At 39.1% G+C, this 22,638-nt stretch carries 4 protein-coding genes; all 4 read left to right on the top strand.

What is annotated here, in order from left to right; all coding sequences use genetic code 11:
- Window positions 1-132 precede the first annotated feature (132 nt).
- The 4 genes from AACU25_RS32345 (at window position 133) to AACU25_RS32330 (ending at window position 22,419) form a co-directional block, all read left to right on the top strand.
- The gene (locus tag AACU25_RS32345; RefSeq protein ID WP_096582726.1) at window positions 133-5,568 is read left to right on the top strand and encodes an ATP-binding sensor histidine kinase; all 5,436 of its coding nucleotides are present in this window, start codon (window positions 133-135) and stop codon (window positions 5,566-5,568) included.
- 76 nt (window positions 5,569-5,644) lie between these two features.
- Window positions 5,645-11,053 (top strand): AAA family ATPase, encoded by a 5,409-nt coding sequence (locus AACU25_RS32340; RefSeq protein ID WP_096582724.1) that lies wholly within the window; start codon window positions 5,645-5,647, stop codon window positions 11,051-11,053.
- A 59-nt stretch (window positions 11,054-11,112) separates the two neighbouring features.
- Window positions 11,113-16,512, top strand: coding sequence for a trifunctional serine/threonine-protein kinase/ATP-binding protein/sensor histidine kinase (locus tag AACU25_RS32335; protein WP_096582722.1), 5,400 nt, complete (start codon window positions 11,113-11,115; stop codon window positions 16,510-16,512).
- 60 nt (window positions 16,513-16,572) lie between these two features.
- Window positions 16,573-22,419, top strand: a complete 5,847-nt coding sequence (locus AACU25_RS32330) for an ATP-binding sensor histidine kinase (protein ID WP_096582720.1) — start codon at window positions 16,573-16,575, stop codon at window positions 22,417-22,419.
- The last annotated feature ends 219 nt before the right edge of the window (window positions 22,420-22,638 follow it).

Raw genomic sequence — 22,638 nt, 5'->3', positions numbered from 1 at the left:
AATAGAAGAACGCTAAAGCATTTTTAGCTTTGCATTAACGAAGCGTTTTATAATAACTCTTTAGTTAACAATCAATTATTTAGTATCACTAACTGGGAATACTAACTCCTGAGGTCTAAAAAATGCGACAGTATGCTTAACACAGTAGTTAGTATTCCTGGATATCAGATTGGTGCAGAACTCTACAACGGTTCCAGAACTATAGTTTATCGCGCAGTTAGAGAGGCTGACTCTTTAGGTGTAGTCATCAAGCTGCTCAAGAATGCTTATCCCGGCTTTGGCGAAATAGTGCAGTTTCGCAATCAATATACAATCGCCAAAAATCTCAACTACCCCAGTATCATCCAAACCTATAGCTTGGAACCTTACCAAAATGGCTATGCGTTGGTAATGGAAGACTTTGGGGGGATTTCCCTCAAGGATTTTGCTAGGATAGAAACTTTGGGTGGTATCTCTCTAGAGGAATTTTTAAAGATTGCGATCGCACTCTGCGACACCTTAGATATTCTATATCACGAGCGGATTATTCATAAAGATATTAAACCTGCCAATATCCTGATTAACCCGGAAACGCAACAGGTAAAATTAATTGACTTTAGTATTGCATCTTTACTACCAAGAGAAACGCAAACTTTAATTAGTCCCAATGTGTTGGAAGGGACATTAGGTTATATTTCTCCAGAACAAACTGGACGGATGAATCGGGGGATTGATTATCGCACTGATTTTTATTCCTTAGGTGTTAGTTTTTATGAATTACTCACTGGAGAATTACCATTTACAACGCCAGATGCAATGGAGTTAGTACATTGTCATATTGCGAAAACTGCACCTTTAGCAAATACAATTAACCCAAAAATTCCTCCTGTACTCTCAGAAATTGTGAACAAATTGATGGCGAAAAATGCTGAAAATCGCTATCAGAGTGCATTAGGACTGAAATTTGATTTAGAAAAATGTTTGATTCAACTGCAGGAAACTGGCAAGATTGATAGTTTCCCAATTGCACAACGGGATGTGTGCGATCGCTTTATTATTCCTGATAAATTATATGGCAGAGACAGCGAAGTAGAAAACTTGCTGCAAGCATTTGAGCGTGTTAGTCACGGTACAACAGAAATGATGCTAGTAGCAGGGTTTTCTGGGATTGGTAAAACTGCAGTTGTCAACGAAGTACATAAACCGATTGTTCGTCAATGTGGTTATTTCATTAAAGGTAAATACGACCAATTTAATCGCAACATTCCTTTTTCGGCATTTGTGCAAGCCTTCCGTGATTTAATGAGGCAATTAATTACAGAAAGCGATGCTCAAATCAAAATTTGGCAAACTAAGATTTTAGCGGCTTTAGGAGAAAATGGTCAGGTAATTATTGAAGTCATTCCCGAATTAGAAAGAATTATTGGACAGCAACCACCAGCAACCAAGCTATCGGGAACTGCGGCTCAAAACCGCTTTAATTTATTATTTCAGAAATTTGTGCAGGTTTTTACTACTAAAGAACATCCTTTAGTAATGTTTTTAGATGATTTACAATGGGCAGATTCAGCATCACTGAAGTTGATTGAATTACTGATGGGTGAATCTCATGGAGGATATTTATTATTAATTGGTGCTTATCGAGATAATGAAGTTTCCGCCGCCCATCCTTTAATATTTACTTTAGACGAAATTAGAAAAGCTCAAGCTACTATCAATACCATTACCCTAGCACCTTTGAGCCTCTCTAGTTTAAATCAATTGGTGGCTGACACCTTAAGTTGTTTATCCGAAATTGCCCAGCCATTAACACAATTAATTTACCAAAAAACTCAAGGAAATCCATTTTTTAGCACCCAATTTATCAAAGCACTCTATGAAGATAAATTGATTAAATTTAATTGGTATGAAGGCAATTGGCAATGCGACATTGCAGAAGTAAAAGCCTTATCGCTTTCTGATGACGTTGTCGAATTTATGGCATTGCAGTTACAAAAATTGCCAGAAACCACACAGGAAATTCTCAAATTTGCGGCTTGTATTGGTAACTCTTTTGATTTGGTGACATTGGCGATTATTTGGGAAAAATCGGCAACTGAAACCGCTACAGCTTTATGGAAAGCTTTACAAGAAGGGCTAATTTTACCCCAGAGTGAAGTTTATAAATTCTATGTCGGGCGGGAATCGCAGGATGGGGTGAAAGGTTCAGAAATTGTTACCTACAAATTCCTACATGATCGCGTTCAGCAAGCAGCATACTCATTGATTCCAGAGGAGCAAAAGCAGTATACTCATTTCCGCATTGGTCAATTGTTGTTACAAGGCTTATCCACCCAAGAACAAGAGGAGCGAATTTTTGACCTGGTGAACCAGCTGAATATGGGAAAAGCTGTGATCGCCACAGATGAACAGAAACAAGAATTGGCTGCACTCAATTTAAAAGCAGGACAAAAAGCCAAACTTTCAGCCGCTTATCAAGCGGCACAGGATTATTGCACCCTTGGTATCGCTTTATTGTCTGAAAATACTTGGCATACGAACTATACGCTTATGTACAGTTTACATCGCGATGGTTCCGAAGCCGCTTATCTTTGTAGTCACTTTGAGCAAGCCGAAGCTTTATATAGAGAAGCACTTACCTATGCTCAAACTCCCCTGGATCAAGCGATAATTTATCGCGTGCAAATGACTCAGTACCAACTTCAGGGAAGAAATGCTGAGGCGATCGCGATTCAACGTCAAAGTTTACAGCTGCTTGGGTGGATAATGCCACAAGAACAGGAGACGATCCAAGCTAGCCTAGATGCAGAAATCGCCACAGTTCAACAATTTTTAGAGCAGCACACCATTGAATCCATTCTTGCAGCTCCCAAAATGCAAGATGCCAACATTGCAGAAATCCTGCGAATTTTACAAATTCTCTTCTATGCTGCATGGCTGGATGGTCAAAGCACCTTAGCATTATTAGCACTCGCTAAGATGACCACACTGTCTTTGCAGTATGGTAACAGCGATATGTCTCCCTTTGGTTATGTCGGTTATGGCTTAATCGCCAATGGCGTACTTAAAGACTGTGCTACAGCTTATCAATTTGGCGAAATGGCGGTACAGCTGTGCGAACAGTTTGATAATGCTGATGTGCGCGGTATGACTAACTTTTTGTTTGCAGCTGATGTTCATAGCTGGAGTCGCCCAATTCGCGAGGCGGATCAATACTATAACAACGCCTATAAATATGGCATGGAAGCCGGAAACTGGCTGACAGTTGGCTTTATGATGATGCAGAGTGGTTCCGATCGCCTGACTTACGGAAAGAACTTAGAAGATTTGTATGCGATCGCGCAAAATCACGCTGCTTTTATGGCGCATATCAAAAGCTTAGATAATTTGGATGCTTTAATAGCAGGAGTAATTCAACCAATTCGCAATCTTCTGGGATTAACAAAAACGCGATTTACTTTTGATGATGGCAGTTTTAGTGAAGCCCAATATTTGCAAAAATATCACAATTCTCCCTATAACTTGGCTTGGTTATATTCTGTGAAAATTCGCCATGCTTATTTATTTGATGACCGAATTGCCTATCCTCATTTAATTCCGCAACTCAGCATCATTGAAAATACAATTGCTAGCCATGCTAAAGTTCCTTCTAGTGTTTTTTACGTAGCATTAATGCATTTAGCGCTAGCTGAAACTGCTAACGAAGATGCCGAAAAACAACACCATTGGCAATCACTCATCCCGCTAGAAGAAAAGTTAAATCTTTGGTCAACAGCTTGTCCAGAAAATATCCTCCACAAATGTCTACTCATCCAAGCAGAAAAAGCCAGACTCAATCAAGAAAAAACTGCAGCAATTGAACTTTATGACCAAGCAATTACCCAAGCGCAAGCCAATGAATATGGCTATGAAGAAGCATTAGCCAATGAACTAGCAGCGAAATTTTATTTAGAATGGGGTAAACCAAAAGTTGCCGCAGGCTATATGCAAGAAGCATACTACTGCTATGCTCGTTGGGGTGCAAAAGCCAAAACTGATGACTTAGAAAAACGCTATCCGCAACTGCTACAACCCATCCTGCAACAACAAAAATTTGGTTTAGATCCCCTAGAAACCATTGCCACTATTATTAATAATTCCACATCTTCTTCTAGTTGCACAGTTAAAACTAGTATTTCTGATGTCCTAGACTTAAATGCAGTTCTCAAAGCAGCGCAAGCAATTTCTAGTACTTTAGAATTAGACGAATTGATTGCTAAACTAACTTTGATTATCCTCGAAAATTCTGGGGCAAAAAAATCTGTAATCATACTTCCCCAAGAAAATCAATGGCGAGTCCAGGCGTTGACTTTTATCGATCACAAATCAACTACCCAAACAGATATAAAAACCATTCTTGATCCACAACCCTTAGATACTTGTCATCATGTCCCAACCAGCCTAATCAATTACGTTAAAAATACTCAAGAAACTGTGGTGATCAATAATTGCCAAATAAATATTCCTGGGTTACTTGGGGAATATATGCTGCAACATCAACCACATAGTGTATTATGTACACCAATTATGAACCAAGGGCATTTGTTAGGAATTATCTATCTCGAGAATAAGTTAACAACTGGAGTATTTACTAACGAACGCCTCCAAGTAATTAAGCTCCTTTCCTCCCAAGCTGCAATATCAATTGAAAATGCGCGGCTTTATCAACAAGCACAGCAAGCATTGCGAGATTTACAACAGGCACAATTACAAATCGTCCAAAGTGAGAAAATGTCAGCTTTGGGTAATTTGGTAGCTGGGGTAGCGCATGAAATGAATAATCCTTTGGGCTTTATTGCTGCTAGTTTGGCACAAGCTAAACCTACACTTACTGACATTTTTGCACATTTAAATCTCTATCAAGAAAGATTTAACGAGCCAGGAGAAGAAATTCTTAATCATGCCGACGAAATCGACTTGGAATATAGCTTAGAAGACTTACAAAAAATGATGGCATCGATGATGATGGCGTGCGACAGATTAAAAAATATCAGCACTAGTTTAAGAACATTCTCCCGTGCTGATAAAGATTACAAAGTGCCATTTAACATTCATGAAGGCATAGATAGCACGATTTTAATTCTCAAACATCGCCTCAAAGCTAACGAACAACGTCCCGCTATTGAAGTAATTACAAACTATGGAAATTTACCCTTAGTGGAATGTTTTCCTGGGCAATTAAATCAGGTATTTATGAATATCTTAGCCAATGCTATTGATGCCTTAGATGAGTTCAATCAGGGGCGAAAATTTGCAGAAATTCAAGCTAATCCCAACCTGATTACAGTTACCACCTCAGTTGTAGATAAAAAAGTAAAAATTGCGATCGCAGACAACGGTAAAGGGATGGCTGCATCCGTAAAAGACAAGATTTTTGACCATTTATTTACCACTAAAGCAGTTGGTAAAGGTACCGGATTAGGATTAGCGATCGCGCGTCAGATTGTCGAAGAAACCCACTGTGGGAAGTTGTCTTGTCACTCTGTTTTGGGTGAAGGTACTGAATTTATCATTGAAATTCCTAAATTTATTATTGAAATTCCTCTATAGATTTGAATTTCAAAATTAAAACTAACTTCAGATATCTGGGAATACTAAATTCAGAAATTACTAGAATTAGGGCAATATAGTGAGCAATTTTGTCAGTATTCCTGGATATCGCATTCGTGAAGAGCTATATAATGGTTCGAGAACAATAGTTTATCGCGCAGTCAGAGACAGTGATTCACTATCAGTAGTGATCAAACTACTGAAAAATCCTTATCCCAGCTTTAGCGAAATGTTGTTATTTCGCAACCAGTACACCATCGGCAAAAATCTCACATCACCCCTGATTATCCAAACCTATAGCCTTGAACCTCTGCAAAATGGCTATATGTTAGTTATGGAAGACTTTGGGGGAATTTCTCTCAAGGATTATTTTACGAAAAATCAGCGTGTCGCATCTTTAGAAGAGTTTTTAGTTTTAGCGATCGCACTCTGCGACACCTTAGACATACTCTACCATGAGCGGATTATCCACAAAGATATCAAACCCAGCAATATCTTAATTAACCCAGAGACTAAACAAGTTAAATTAATTGACTTTAGTATTGCTTCTCTCCTACCCAGAGAAACTCAAACATTAATCAATCCCAATGTTTTAGAAGGAACACTGGCTTATATATCTCCAGAACAGACAGGGAGAATGAATCGGGGGATTGACTACCGCACAGATTTTTACTCCCTGGGTGTGACTTTTTATGAACTGCTCACAGGAGAATTACCATTTTCATATCATGATGCAATGGAATTGGTGCATTCTCATCTTGCGAAAATTCCGCGATTAATAGCTGAAATTCGTCCAGATATTCCCTCGATCCTCTCAAAAATCGTCAGTAAACTGATGGCGAAAAATGCTGAAGATAGGTATCAGAGTGCGTTGGGGTTAAAATTTGATTTAGAAAAATGTCTGATTCAGTTACGAGAAACTGGTGAGATTGGAGAGTTTGAAATTGGACAAAGGGATTTGTGCGATCGCTTTATCATTCCCGATAAATTATATGGCAGGGAAGGCGAAGTTCAAACCCTCCTAGAAGCATTTGAAAGAGTTAGCCAGGGTACAACAGAGATGATGCTGGTGGCTGGGTTTTCCGGAATTGGGAAAACAGCCGTTGTTAACGAAGTGCATAAACCCATTGTTAGACAACGCGGTTATTTTATTAAGGGCAAATTCGACCAATTTAATCGCAATATTCCCTTTTCTGCCTTTGTGCAAGCCTTCCGCGATTTGATGGGGCAATTATTGACCGAAAGCGATACCCAATTGCAACACTGGAAAAATCAGATTTCAGCAGCACTGGGAGAAAATGCTCAAGTGATTGTAGAACTGATTCCTGAACTCGAACAGATTATTGGCGCACAACCCCCAGCACCGCAATTATCAGGAACCGCCGCCCAAAATCGGTTTAATTTGTTGTTTCAAAAGTTTATTCAAGTCTTTAGCATCCCCGCACATCCGTTAGTGATGTTTGTGGATGATTTGCAATGGGCGGATTCAGCTTCATTGAATTTGATTCAAGTGTTAATGTCTGAGTCGCAAACGGGCTGTTTATTACTGTTAGGTGCGTATCGGGATAATGAGGTATTTGCCGCCCACCCGTTAATGCTAACCCTGAATGACATGGAGAAAACAGGGGCAAAAATCCACACCATCACCCTACAACCCCTGAATTTTACCAGTCTCAATCATCTGATTGCCGATACCCTTCATGCTCCCACATCTGTAGTCAAACCACTGACAGAACTGGTCATACAGAAAACTCAGGGGAATCCCTTCTTTGCTACCCAGTTTTTGAAAGCATTACATCAAGACCAGTTAATTACCTTTGACTGGGGCGCAGGGCATTGGCAGTGTGATATTGTGCAAGTGCGAGAGGCGGCTTTGACCGATGATGTGGTCGAATTTATGGCGCAGCAATTGCAAAAGCTACCAGTAGCCACCCAAGAGATTTTAAAACTGGCAGCTTGTATTGGGAATGAATTCGATTTAAAAACATTAGCTTTAGTTGGTCAAGAATCTATAGTAGAAACTGCAACTTGTTTATGGAATGCTTTGCAGTCAGGCTTGATTTTACCGCAGACAGAGATTTATAAGTTTTTTGTGGGTACAGAAAACCAAGGTGTAAATCAAGACAATGGGGAAATTTTTGTTTATAAATTCCTGCACGATCGCGTCCAACAAGCAGCTTACTCATTAATCCCAGAAGACCAAAAACAGACAACCCATGTCAAAATTGGTCGTTTATTGTGGTCAAATACCCCAGAAGCAGCAATAGAGGAACAGGTTTTTGCGATCGCTAATCAGTTAAATATTGGCCTAGAACAATTTCATGAACCACAAGAACGCCATCAACTCTCCCGCTTAAATTTCATCGCTGGGAAAAAAGCCAAAGACTCAACCGCCTACAATGCTGCACTGGCTTACCTGAAAATCAGTATTGATTTACTCCCCACCAACCCTTGGCAATCTGACTATGATTTCACCTTAAGCTTATATAACGAAGCTACCGAAAGCAGTTACCTCAGTGGCGAAATGGACTTAATGGAAAACTTTGCCCAGGAAGTTTTACAACAAGCCAAAGCAATTATTGATACAGCCAAAGTCTACGAAGTCAAAATTGAAGCCTACGCGATTCAAAGTAAGTTTTTGAAGGCTATTGATACAGCCATGCAATTTTTGCGACCGATTGGCATTGAGTTTCCCTCAGAACCCACAGATCAAGATTTCTTTCTGGGTTTACAGGAAACTCAAGCTCTCCTCAGTGATAAAACAATAGCGCAGTTAGCCGATTTACCAGAAATGCAGCAGCCGGAATTACGCGCCGCCCTGCGTGTCTTAGTTAAAGTAGACACTCCTGCTTATCTCGGAAAACCAGAACTCCACCGCTTGCTAGTGCCGAAGGAACTGTCTCTATCCATCAAATACGGCAATTCCTCAGCCAGTGCCTTCTTTTACTCAGGGTATGGACTGATGCTGAGTGGTCAATCAAACAGTATCCTCCCTGGTTATGAATTTGGTCAGTTAGCTTTGCAAATGCTTTCCAAATTTTGCGATCGTGAATATGAAGCCAGAGTCCTGGTAGTTGTTCATGGTTTTATCACCCACTGGAAAGAACCGCTCACCGCTACCCTCAAGCCCTTACTGCAAGCCTATGCCAGAGGTTTAGACATTGGGGACTTAGCTTTTGCCTGTCACGGTGCATCTGTTTATTGCTACCACGCTTATGTTGCTGGTCAAGAATTAACTACACTAGCGAGTGAGTTGACGATTTATGGTGCAGCTTTAGCCAAAATTCACAAACAAGCGACACTAAATTATCACAATATTTACCACCAAATTGTCTTGAATTTAATCGAGCCAACAGCTACACCTTGGGAATTAGTTGGTACAGCCTACGATGAAAAGTCAATGCTGTTATTAAATGAACAAGCTAGCGATCCTAATAGTTTATGGCATTTTTGTGTCAACAAACTGATGCTTTGTTATCTGTTTCAAGTCCTAGATTTGGCAGTGGAATATGCAATTAAAGCTAAAAAATGTCAAGCTTCCGGCTTAGGATATGCAATGACTAACATCCCATTGCTCAACTGGTATGATTCTTTAGTGCAACTTGCTTTATATCCTGCTGCATCATCCACAGAACAACAGCAGATTTTACAGCAGGTAGCAGAAAATCAACAGATAATGGAACAGTGGGCAAATTATGCACCCATGAATCAGTTGCATCGCTTCTATTTAGTGGAAGCGGAAAAGCATCGAGTTTTAGATGATAAAACAGCAGCCATAGAATTTTACGATCGCGCCATTAAAGAAGCCAAAGCCAACAGCTATATCCAAGAAGAAGCCCTTGCTAACGAACTCGCCGCTAAATTTTATCTCGATTGGGAAAAAGAGAAAGTCGCCGCAGGTTATATGCAGGAAGCATATTATTGTTATGCTCGATGGGGAGCCAAAGCCAAAGTCGCCGACTTAGAAAACCGCTATCCCCAATTACTCGCCCCCATATTACAGCAAAGTCGTTCTGTTGTTTCCACTAACGAAACTATCTTTACCTTGGGGACTGTCACAAAAAGCAGTTCTTCGGCTTCTAGCAGCAGTATTTCCGATACTCTAGATTTAAAAGCAATTCTCACAGCATCTCAAACTATCTCTGGGGAAATCGAACTAGAAAAACTGCTTGCATCGTTACTTAGCATCATCATCGAAAATGCTGGTGCTGATAAATCTGTGTTAATCCTCCTGCAAGAAAATCATCTATTAATTCAAGGCGCAATTACCCAAGGAACACAACCCATTGTCCTGCAAAGTCTTCCCGTTGAAGACAGTCAAGAAATTCCCCACAAGCTGATTTACAAAGTCAAAAACAATCAACAGACTGTTGTCTTATTGGATGCAACCGCAGATATCACCTTTGCTAACGATCCCTATATTACCCGTCAACAGCCCAAGAGTATTTTGTGTAGCCCAATTTTGAATCAAGGTAAATTGCTGGGGATTTTATATCTGGAAAATAATTTAACAAAGGGGGCGTTTACCAGCGATCGCATCGAACTACTCAACCTACTCTGCACCCAAGCCGCCATTTCTCTAGAAAATGCGCGATTGTATGAACGTTCTCAGGAATATGCCCAAGAATTAGAACAAGCTTTAGACAACTTGCAAAATGCTCAACTACAAATCGTCCAAAGTGAAAAAATGTCCGCCTTGGGTAACTTAGTCGCTGGTGTGGCTCATGAAATGAATAATCCTCTTGGTTTTATTTATGCTACTCTCGAACAAACTAAACCCACCTTTGCTGATATTATTGAACATTTGAAAATCTATCAAGAAACTTTACCCGATAAAACTGAAGAAATCCTCGACCACGAGTCAGAAATTGATTTGGAATATAGCATAGAAGACTTGCCTAAAATGCTCGATTCTATGACAATGGCTTGTGATAGGTTAAAAAATATCAGCACTTCCCTACGCACATTCTCCCGTGCTGATAGAGATTACAAAGTGCCATTTAATCTTCATGAAGGCATTGATAGCACAATTTTAATTCTCAAACATCGTCTCAAAGCTAACGAACAACGTCCCGCGATTGAAGTAACAACTAAATACTGTGATTTACCCCAAGTTGAATGTTTTCCTGGGCAATTAAATCAGGTATTTATGAATATTTTAGCTAATGCCATTGATGCATTAGATGAATCGAATCACGGACGGACTTTTGCAGAAATTCAAGCTCATCCTCACTCCATTACAATTACCACATCAATAGCAGATAAATACGTGAAAATCTCTATTGCTGATAATGGTAAAGGGATGAGCGAAGAAGTAAAACACAAAATATTTGACCATTTATTTACTACTAAAGCTGTCGGGAAAGGTACAGGTTTAGGTTTGGCTATAGCTAAACAAATTGTCGAAGAAACTCACGGTGGTAAGTTGGATTGCCAATCTATTCTGGGTGAAGGTACTGAATTTATCATTGAGGTTCCCTTGTAAATTGTAGCTCTACTTATCTATCTGGGAATACTAGATTGAGAAAATATCAGAATCACAATATGGTAAGCAATCTTGTCAGTATTCCCGGATATCGCATTCGTGAAGAGCTATATAATGGTTCGAGAACAATAGTTTATCGCGCAGTCAGAGACAGTGATTCACTATCAGTAGTGATCAAACTACTGAAAAATCCTTATCCCAGCTTTAGCGAAATGTTGTTATTTCGCAACCAGTACACCATCGGCAAAAATCTCACATCACCCCTGATTATCCAAACCTATAGCCTTGAACCTCTGCAAAATGGCTATATGTTAGTTATGGAAGACTTTGGGGGAATTTCTCTCAAGGATTATTTTACGAAAAATCAGCGTGTCGCATCTTTAGAAGAGTTTTTAGTTTTAGCGATCGCACTGTGCGCCATCCTAGACTTACTCTACCATGAGCGCATCATTCATAAAGATATCAAACCCAGCAATATCTTAATTAATCCCGAAACTAAGCAAGTTAAATTAATCGACTTTAGTATTGCATCTTTATTACCCAGAGAAACCCAAACCCTAGTCAATCCCAACGTATTAGAAGGAACACTCGCTTATATATCTCCCGAACAAACAGGGAGAATGAATCGGGGGATAGATTATCGCACAGATTTTTATTCTCTGGGTGCGACATTCTATGAATTGCTGACAGGAGAATTACCATTTGCATCTAATGAGGCGATGGAATTGGTACATTCTCATATTGCGAAAGTTCCGCCACTAGTACATGAAATTAATCCAGATATCCCCAATGTTATCTCAGAAATCGTCAGCAAATTGATGGCGAAAAATGCTGAAGATAGGTATCAAAGTGCATTAGGATTGAAATTTGATTTAGAAAAATGTCTAAATCAGCTAAAAGAAACTTGTGAGATTAGAGACTTTAAAATTGCGAGTAGGGATTTGTGCGATCGCTTCATTATCCCTGATAAACTCTATGGCAGAGAAACCGAAGTATCAACACTATTACAAGCCTTTGAACGTGTCAGTCAGGGTGCTACAGAAATGATGCTAGTAGCTGGCTTCTCTGGAATTGGGAAAACTGCTGTTGTTAACGAAGTACATAAACCAATTGTTAGACAACGCGGCTATTTCATCAAAGGTAAATACGACCAATTTAATCGCAACATACCTTTGAGTGCATTTGTCCAAGCCTTCCGAGATTTAATGGGGCAATTATTAACCGAAAATGATGTCCAAATTCAGCAATGGAAACAAAAAATCTTAGAAGCTGTGGGTGACAATGGTCAAGTAATCATTGAAGTCATCCCCGAACTAGCCAAAATTATTGGCGAACAACCTCCAGCCGTAGAATTATCAGGAACAGCCGCAGAAAATCGCTTTAACTTATTATTTCAAAAATTTACCCAAGTCTTTACTAGTGCAGAACATCCCCTAGTGATGTTTTTAGATGATTTGCAATGGGCAGATTCGGCATCATTAAAGTTAATGCAGTTGTTAATGGTTAATACCAGTCATCTGTTATTAATTGGTGCGTATCGTGATAACGAAGTCCTACCAGGACATCCATTAATATTGACCTTGGGCGATCTCCAAAAAAAACAAGCCAAGATTAATACAATTACTTTAAAACCACTAACTCAAAATACAGTCAATCAGTTAATAACTGATACCCTAAAATCTTCAGAAGAAGTAGCATGGAATCTTTCAACATTAATCTATCAAAAAACTCAAGGAAATCCATTTTTTGCCACACAGTTTATTAAGGCATTACATGAAGATGGGTTAATTCAATTTAACTTTGATTTAGGCTGTTGGCAATGTGACATCGCTCAAATAAAAACTCAAGCAGTTACAGATGATGTTGTCGCTTTTATGAGTTTGCAACTGCAAAAACTATCACAATCAACTCAAGATGTATTGCAGTTAGCGGCTTGTATTGGCAACTCCTTTGATTTAAATACTTTGTCCATTGTTTCCCAACAATCTCAAACAGAAACAGCTACCGCTTTGTGGAAAGCATTACAAGAAGGTTTGATTTTACCAATTAATGAAGTTTATAAGTTTTATGTCGGACAAGAAATTCAATTACAGACATTAGAAAATCAAGAAACTGTTACCTACAAATTTTTACACGACCGAGTACAACAAGCAGCTTATTCGCTGATTCCTGAAGAGCAAAAACAAAGCACTCACTTGCAAATCGGTCGGCTATTATTAGACAATTCTCACCCCAGTGAAAGGGAAGAAAGATTATTTGATATCGTCAATCATTACAATGTTGGTCTTGCCCTAATTACAACACCCCAAGAGCGAGAACATTTAGCTGAATTAAATCTTGCTGCTGGACGTAAAGCGAAACTTTCCACCGCTTATAGTGCAGCCATTAACTATTTAGGCACAGGTATAGAATTGTTGCCTGTAACTGCTTGGGAAAGTCATTATCCCCTGACTTTAGCACTCCATGAAGAAATCGCCGAAGCCAGCTATCTCAACACCAATTTTGAGCAGATGGAATGCTGGGCAAGTGTGGTATTGCAACAAGCAAAAACCTTACTTGATACTATCAAAATTCAACAAACTCGAATTTTAGGAGCTAACGCCCAAGGAAAACTCCTAAATTCGTTGCAAATTGGGTTAAATTGTTTAAATTCCTTGGGAATTGAATTTCCCGAACAACCGACCGAAGCAGATATTGGACAGGCATTTGGCATAACGCGGTTACTCTGGGCAGACAAAGATCCCAGCAGTTTCTTATCTCTACCAACTATGACAGATCCCCATCTGGTAGCAGCAATGGAAATCTTGACGGCCTTGATACCTCCTGCCTATATGGCTGCTCCCAATCTCATGCCATTGCTAATTTTCAAGCAGGTAGAATTATCTATCAAATTTGGTAACTGTCCTGTTTCTGTATTTGCTTACGGTGATTATGGATTGATTTTATGTGGCGTTATTGGCGATATAGAAACCGGTTATCAGTTTGGAGAATTAGCATTAAATCTGCGAGAAAAATTCCAATTTACATCATTAAAAACCCGTAACTTGTATATAGTTTATCTCTGCATTAAACATTGGAAAATTCCTCTTTCTCAAGTGCTTTCTGGATTAGAAGAAACCTACCACAGTGGGCTAGAAACCGGAGATATTGAAATGGGCTGCCGAGGTGCTTCTTCATACTGTTATTACGCTTACCATACAGGTATAGAACTAACAGAACTTGCACAGACAATGGATGTTTATCGTCAAATTATTCATCGATACAAACAAGAAATCGTTCTAGATTGTCAAGAAGTTTATCAACAAACTGTATTGAATTTATTGGGTAAAACAGAAGTACCACATCGCCTGAGTGGAAATATTTTTAACCAAGAATTGTCTCTCCCTAAACTACAAGCTGCCAATCAAAGGTCGGCGTTGTGTATGTGGCATCTCAACCAAGCCTTTCTCTATTATCTCTTTGGACAAAATAGTGAAGCATTTCAAGCATCTGCTCAAACTGGACAATATCTGGATGGTTGCGTGGGGCAATTTATGGTTCCCCTTTACCGTTTTTATGATGCCCTAATTCAATTAACCCAGTATGCAGCAGCATCCACACAAGAGCGTCAGAAAATCTTGCTCACAGTACAACAGCATCAAGATAAATTACAGCATTGGGCGACTTTTGCACCTTGTAATCATCTTCATCGCTGGGAATTAGTCGCAGCCGAACATCATCGAGTATTGGGTAACAAAGTTGAAGCGATTGAATGTTATGACAACGCCATTTCCCTAGCCAAAGAAAACAAATTCATTCAAGATGAAGCTTTAGCTAACGAACTGGCTGCTAAATTTTATCTCGATTGGGGTAGAGAAAAATTTGCCATTTTGTATATGCAGGAAGCATATTATTGTTATGCCCGTTGGGGAGCAAAAGCCAAAGTCGCCGACTTAGAAACCCGCTATTCCCAATTACTCACCCCCATATTACAGCAAAGCCGTTCTGTGGTTTCCACTAACGAAACTATCTTTGCCTTGGGAACTGTGACATCTACCAGTGCTGCCACATCCAACAGCACCAGTCTTTCAAATACCCTAGATTTAACAGCAATTCTCAAAGCATCTCAAACTATCTCTGGTGAAATTGAACTAGAAAAACTACTTTCATCATTACTTTCCATTGTGATTGAAAATGCTGGGGCTGATAAATGTGTGTTAATGCTGTTGCAAGACAATCATCTATTAATTCAAGGCGCAATTACCCAAGGAACACAACCCATAGTGCTGCAAAGTCTTCCCATTGCAGACAGCCAAGATATCGCCCACAAGCTGATTTACAAAGTCAAAAACAATCAACAGACTCTAGTGCTACTGGATGCAACCGCAGATATCACTTTAGCTAATGATCCTTATATTATCCGTCAACAGCCAAAGAGTATTTTGTGCAACCCAATCTTACATCAAGGTAAATTACTGGGGATTTTATACCTAGAAAATAACTTAACAAAGGGGGCGTTTACAAGCGATCGCATCGAATTACTCAACCTTATCTGCACACAAGCCGCCATTTCTCTAGAAAATTCCCGACTTTATGAATCTTCTCAGGAGTACAGCCAACAGCTAGAACAAGCATTAGACAACTTACAAAACGCTCAATTACAAATAGTCCAAAGTGAAAAGATGTCCGCCTTGGGTAACTTAGTCGCTGGTGTCGCTCACGAAATGAATAATCCTCTTGGGTTTATTGCAGCAACTCTCAAACAAGCTCAACCAACAATCGCCGATTTGAGTGAACACATCAAATTGTATCAGGAAACTTTCCCAGACAAGAGTGATAAAATTCAAGACCACGAGTCAGAAATTGAATTAGATTATAGCTTAGAAGACTTGCCGAAGATGATGAATGCAATGGTCATGGCCTGCGATAGGTTAAAAAACATCAGTACTTCTTTACGCACTTTCTCCCGTGCTGATAGAGATTACAAAGTGCCATTTAATCTTCATGAAGGCATTGATAGCACCATCTTAATTCTCAAACATCGTCTCAAAGCCAACGAACAACGTCCCGCGATTGAAGTAGTCACTAAATACGGTGATTTACCTCAAGTGGAATGTTTTCCTGGGCAATTAAATCAGGTATTTATGAATATTTTGGCGAATGCCATTGACGCATTAGAAGAATCAAATCACGGACGTAATCTTGAGGCAATTCAAGCTCATCTTAACTCTATTACAATTACTACATCAATAACAGATAAATATGTGAAAGTCTCCATTGCTGATAATGGTAAGGGTATGAGCGAAGAAGTAAAACACAAAATATTTGACCATTTATTTACTACTAAAGCTGTCGGTAAAGGCACAGGTTTAGGTTTGGCTATAGCCAAACAAATTGTTGAAGAAAGCCACGGTGGAAAATTATCTTGCCAATCTATTTTAAGTAAAGGTACTGAATTTATAATTGAAATACCGTATTAATTGTAACTCTACTTATCTATCTGGGAATACTAGATTGAGAAAATATCAGATGAGCGCAATATGGTTAGCACTCTTATCAGTATTCCCGGATATCGCATTAGTGAAGAAATCTACAATGGTTCGAGAACAATAGTTTATCGCGCAGTTCGAGAAAGTGACTCAGTACCAGTAGTTATAAAACTACTGAGAAATCCTTATCCCAGTTTTAGCGAACTGTTGTTATTTCGCAATCAGTACACCATCGGGAAAAATCTCAACTCACCTCTAATTATCCAAACCTATAGCCTTGAAACCTTGCAAAATGGCTATATGTTAGTCATGGAAGACTTTGGGGGAATTTCCCTCAAGGATTATTTTACGAAAAATCAGCGTGTCACATCTTTAGAAGAGTTTTTAGTTTTAGCGATCGCACTCTGTGACATCCTAGACTTACTCTACCATGAGAGAATTATTCATAAAGATATTAAACCCGGCAATATCTTAATTAATCCCGAAACTAAACAAGTTAAATTAATCGACTTTAGTATTGCATCATTATTACCCAGAGAAACCCAAACCCTCGTTAACCCCAATGTATTAGAGGGAACACTAGCTTATATATCTCCCGAACAAACCGGGAGAATGAATCGGGGGATTGATTATCGCACAGATTTTTATTCCCTGGGAGTAACTTTCTACGAATTGCTGGCAGGAGAATTACCATTTGCATCAAACGATCCAATGGAATTGGTACATTCTCATCTGGCGAAAATTCCGCCATTAATACATGAAATTAATTCACTAATCCCCACTGTTCTCTCAAAAATCGTCAGCAAGTTGATGGCGAAAAACGCTGAAGATAGATATCAAAGTGCATTAGGCTTGAAATTTGATTTAGAAAAATGTTTAATTCAGCTAAGAGCAACTGGTGAGATTAGAGACTTTGAAATTGCTACTAAGGATTTGTGCGATCGCTTCATTATTCCCGATAAACTCTATGGACGAGACAAGGAAGTTCAAGCTCTACTAGAAGCATTTGAAAGAGTCAGTCAGGGTGCAACAGAAATGATGCTAGTAGCTGGTTTCTCTGGAATTGGGAAAACTGCCGTTGTCAACGAAGTGCATAAACCAATTGTCAGACAACGCGGTTATTTTATTAAAGGTAAATATGACCAATTTCAACGGAATATTCCCTTCAGTGCTTTTGTACAAGCATTCCGCGATTTAATGGGGCAATTATTGACCGAAAGTGATGTGCAAATTCAGCAATGGAGAAATAAAATATTAGATGCTGTTGGGGACAATGGACAAGTAATTATTGAAGTTATTCCCGAATTAGAAAACATTATTGGTACACAACCACCAGCTACAGAACTATCAGGAACAGCCGCACAAAATCGCTTTAATTTATTATTTCAAAAATTTACTCAAGTCTTTACCAGCAAAGAACATCCCTTAGTGATGTTTTTAGACGATTTGCAATGGGCTGATTCTGCATCACTCAAGTTAATGCAGCTATTAATGGCTGATACTGGTCATCTTTTTATCATTGGTGCATATCGTGATAATGAGGTCAATTCCGGACATCCATTATTGATGACTTTGAGTGAAATCCAAAAGACACCAGCCACAATTAACACCATTACTTTAGAACCATTAAGTAATGTACAAGTAAATAAATTAGTGGCTGACACACTTAAATGTCCAGAAGAATTAGCATGGAATTTTTCTGTATTAATCTATCAGAAAACAGAAGGTAATCCATTTTTTGCTACCCAATTTATTAAAACGTTATATCAAGATGGACTAATTCAATTTGATTTTGGATTGGGCTGTTGGCAATGTGATATCTCCCAAGTGACAATGCAAGCGGTTACAGATGATGTTGTAGATTTTATGAGTCTGCAATTACGTAAACTGTCGTCATCCACACAAGAAGTATTGCAGTTAGCAGCTTGTATTGGTAACTCTTTTGATTTAGCGACTTTAGCAGTTGTTGTAGAAGAATCGCAAATTGAAACAGCCGGTTGTTTATGGAAAGCATTACAAGAAGGGTTAATTGTCCCAATTGGTGATGTTTATAAGTTTTATGTTGGTCAAGAAAATCTTGTAGACATATCAGTCAATCAACAAACTGTTGCCTATAAATTTATACATGACAGAGTACAGCAAGCGGCTTATTCTCTAATTCCTAATGACCAGAAACAAGCAACTCACTATCAAATTGGTCAACTACTTCTGCAACAAATTTCTCCAGACGCAAGAGTTGAACGGATTTTTGAAATCGTCAATCAATTAAATTATGGAACTTCTTTAATTCGTGAACAAACACAACTCATAGAACTAGCCCAACTTAACCTCACGGCCTGTCGCAAAGCCAAAAATTCCACCGCCTATAAAGCAGCCCGTGAATATGCCACAGTGGGATTGTCTTTGTTAGGAGAAAATGCTTGGCAACAGCAGTATGAAATGAGTCTCGCTTTGCATGAATTAGCGGCGGAAGTCGCCATGCTGAGTGGTGATTTTGAGGTGATGGAACAGTTGATTGATACTGTCATCCAACAGACACATTCTTTACTAGAGAAGGTCAATGTTTATCGTTTTAGAATTCAAGCCAAAATTTCCCACCGTCAACTCCTTGAAGTGCTAGAAATTGGTATTGATCTGCTGCACAAGTTGGGCGAAACAATCAACGAATCACCCACACCAGAAGATATTCAACAGTCAATTCAAGAAATTAGTGACCTGATTGGCGATCGGAAAGTTACAGATTTTGTTAACCTCCCGGTGATGACAGATGCAAACAAAATTGCCATTGCCCAGATTGCTAGCAGCATCATGTCAGCAGCTTACACCTGTGGATCTCCTTTGTATCCATTACTAGCTACCTTATTAGTCAAATTATTCCTCCAGTATGGCAATATATCTATTTCTGCAACTAACTATGCTTGCTATAGTTTGGTTGTTTGTAATATACAGCAAAATATAGATTTGGCGGTACAATTTGGGCAATTATCATTGAATTTAACATCAAATTTTGATGATAAAACCACCAAACCTGAAGTATTATTTCTGTTGAGCAGTTATATTTTCCATCGTAAATCTCACCTCAAAGAAACATTACCCCTGTTGAGTGAAAGTTACACACTGGGGTTAGACGTTGGCAACCTCGAATACGCTGGATATAGTGGTCATACTTTCTGCAGATATTCTTTTTGGTGTGGTCAACCCCTCGCCACCTTAGAACGAGAAACCCAGACTTACTACAATGCTTTAGTGCAATTGAAGCAGTTGGGAACAGCTAATTATTGTTTGATTTATTGGCAAGTAATTTTAAACTTACTAGGCTTTGTAGAGCATCCTACTATTTTATCTGGTTCCGCTCTCCAAGAAACAGAATTACTCCCCTTGCTGCTGTCTGCAAATGATTTCTATGGATTATTTGTTTTCCATTCATCTAAATTGACCCTTTGCTTTTTGTTTGAGGAAATTGAGCAAGCTAACAATTATGCCCTTGAGTGTAGAAACTATTTCATGGGAGGCGCGGGGAAAATTAGTGAACCTGCTTTTTATTTTTATGATTCATTGATTGCTTTAGCACAATTAAATCAATTCTCCGGTGAAGAATCAAGCCTATTAGAGAGGGTGGAAAAAAATCAAACTCAATTACAGCTATGGGCGCACTATGCACCCATGAATCACCAGCATAAGTTTGATTTGGTAGAGGCAGAAAAAAGTCGCTTTTTCGGACATAAAGCCGAAGCTAGTGAACTCTATGACCAAGCAATATCTCTAGCTAAAGCCAATGAATACATCCAAGAAGAAGCACTAGCTAACGAACTCGCCGCTAAATTCTACCTAGCTTGGGGCAAACAGCGTTTAGCTCAAGAATATATGATTGAAGCTTACTATGCCTATGCGCGCTGGGGAGCAAAAGCCAAAGTCGCCCACTTAGAAAAACGCTATCCCCAATTACTCACCCCGATATTACAGCAAAGCCGTTCTGTTGTTTCAACTAATGAAACTATCTTCGCCTTGGGGACTGTCACATCTTCCAGTTCTAGCAGCAGTGTCTCAGATACTCTAGATTTAAAAACAATTCTCACAGCATCTCAAACTATTTCTGGTGAAATCGAACTGTCCAAACTACTTTCATCGTTACTGAGAATCGTGATTGAAAATGCTGGGGCTGATAAATGCGTGTTAATGCTGCAACAAGACAATCATTTACTCATTCAAGGTGCAATTACCCAGGGGACAAAACCCGTTGTGCTGCAAAGTCTTTCCATTGCAGATAGCCAAGATATCCCCCACAAGCTGATTTATAAAGTCAAGCATAGTCAACAGACTGTTGTCTTATTGGATGCAACCGCAGATACCACCTTAGCCAATGACCCTTATATTATCCGTCAGCAACCTAAGAGTATTTTGTGTAGCCCGATTTTACATCAAGGTAAGTTGTTAGGGATTTTATATCTAGAAAATAATTTAGTGACAGGGGCGTTTACGAGCGATCGCGTAGAACTATTCAATTTACTTTGCACCCAAGCCGCCATTTCCTTAGAAAATGCCCAACTTTATGAACGAGAACAGGAGAAATCTCAGTCATTACAAGCATCACTAGAACAATTACAACACACCGAAGCCTCTCTAGCCAAAGAACGAGAGTTTTTGAAGGCGATTATTGAAAATATTACCGATGGGATTGTTGTTTGTGATGCGAGTGGCAAACTGATTTTATTCAACAAAGCAACTGAAGAATTTCATGGCTTACCAGTGAAATCATTACCACCAGAACAATGGGCAGAACATTTCTCACTCTATCAAGGGGATGGACAGACACTTTTATCAACAACAAAAATACCATTGTTGCGAGCCTTACAAGGGGAAATCGTCGAAAATGCCGAAATGGTGATTGCACCAAAGCAGGGTGATCGCAGGAGTTTGTTAGCCAGCGGACAAGCAATCTTTGATTCTTGGGGTAACAAAGTTGGTGCGGTTGTTGTGATGCGAGATATTAGCGATCGCAAACAAGCAGAACTTGCCATACAGCAAAAATCCCAAGAATTAGAACAAGCATTACAAGACTTACAACAAGCCCAATTACAAATCGTCCAAAGTGAAAAAATGTCCGCCTTGGGTAACTTAGTCGCTGGTGTCGCCCACGAAATGAATAATCCTTTAGGTTTTATTTCTGCCAGTCTTAAACAAGCTAAACCCACCTTTGCCGATATTATTGAACACTTGAAACTCTATCAAGAAACTTTAAGTGATAAGACTGAAGAAATCCTCGACCATGAGGTAGAAATTGACTTGGAATATAGCATAGAAGACCTACCCCAAATGCTCGATTCTATGACAATGGCTTGCGATAGGCTAAAAAATATCAGTACTTCCCTACGCACTTTCTCCCGTGCTGACAAAGATTACAAAGTACCATTTAATATTCATGAAGGCATTGATAGCACAATTTTAATTCTCAAACACCGTCTGAAAGCTCACGAACAACGTCCCGCGATTGAAGTAATCACTAACTACGCTAATTTACCCCAAGTTGAATGTTTTCCGGGGCAATTAAATCAGGTATTTATGAATATTTTAGCTAATGCAATTGATGCACTAGATGAATCGAATCACGGACGTAATCTTGAGGAAATCAAAGCTCATCCTAACCGCATTATTGTGACAACTTTAGTCGAAAATAATTTAGTTAAAATTATCATTGCAGATAACGGTAAAGGGATGAGTGAAGAAATTCAACAAAAAATCTTTGACCATTTATTTACTACTAAAGCAGTGGGTAAAGGTACGGGTTTAGGGTTGGCTATAGCTAAACAAATTGTTGAGGAAAGCCATAGTGGTAAGTTGAAATGTCACTCAGTTGTAGGAGAAGGCACAGAATTTATCATAGAAATACCCTTGTTTTAATTAAAACAAGAAATAGAAAATATAGGACTTATACCATTTTGAAAAAAGAATGCGACAGATGAGTAGGGGCACGGCACCAGTAAGATATTTGATATGCCAAAAGATTGAGGATGCCGTGCCCTTATAAAGAATTTATCTGTCGCAAACATTATTTGAATTGGTATTATATTTGATTTTCAACGAGGAAAAGGAAAAAGAAACTGCCTGTGATGGGGATTA

This window comes from Tolypothrix tenuis PCC 7101, assembly GCF_963874875.1.
Lineage (GTDB): Bacteria > Cyanobacteriota > Cyanobacteriia > Cyanobacteriales > Nostocaceae > Aulosira > Aulosira tenue.
Note: the sequence above shows the minus strand (reverse complement) of the source record. Positions and strands in the feature narration are given on the sequence as shown.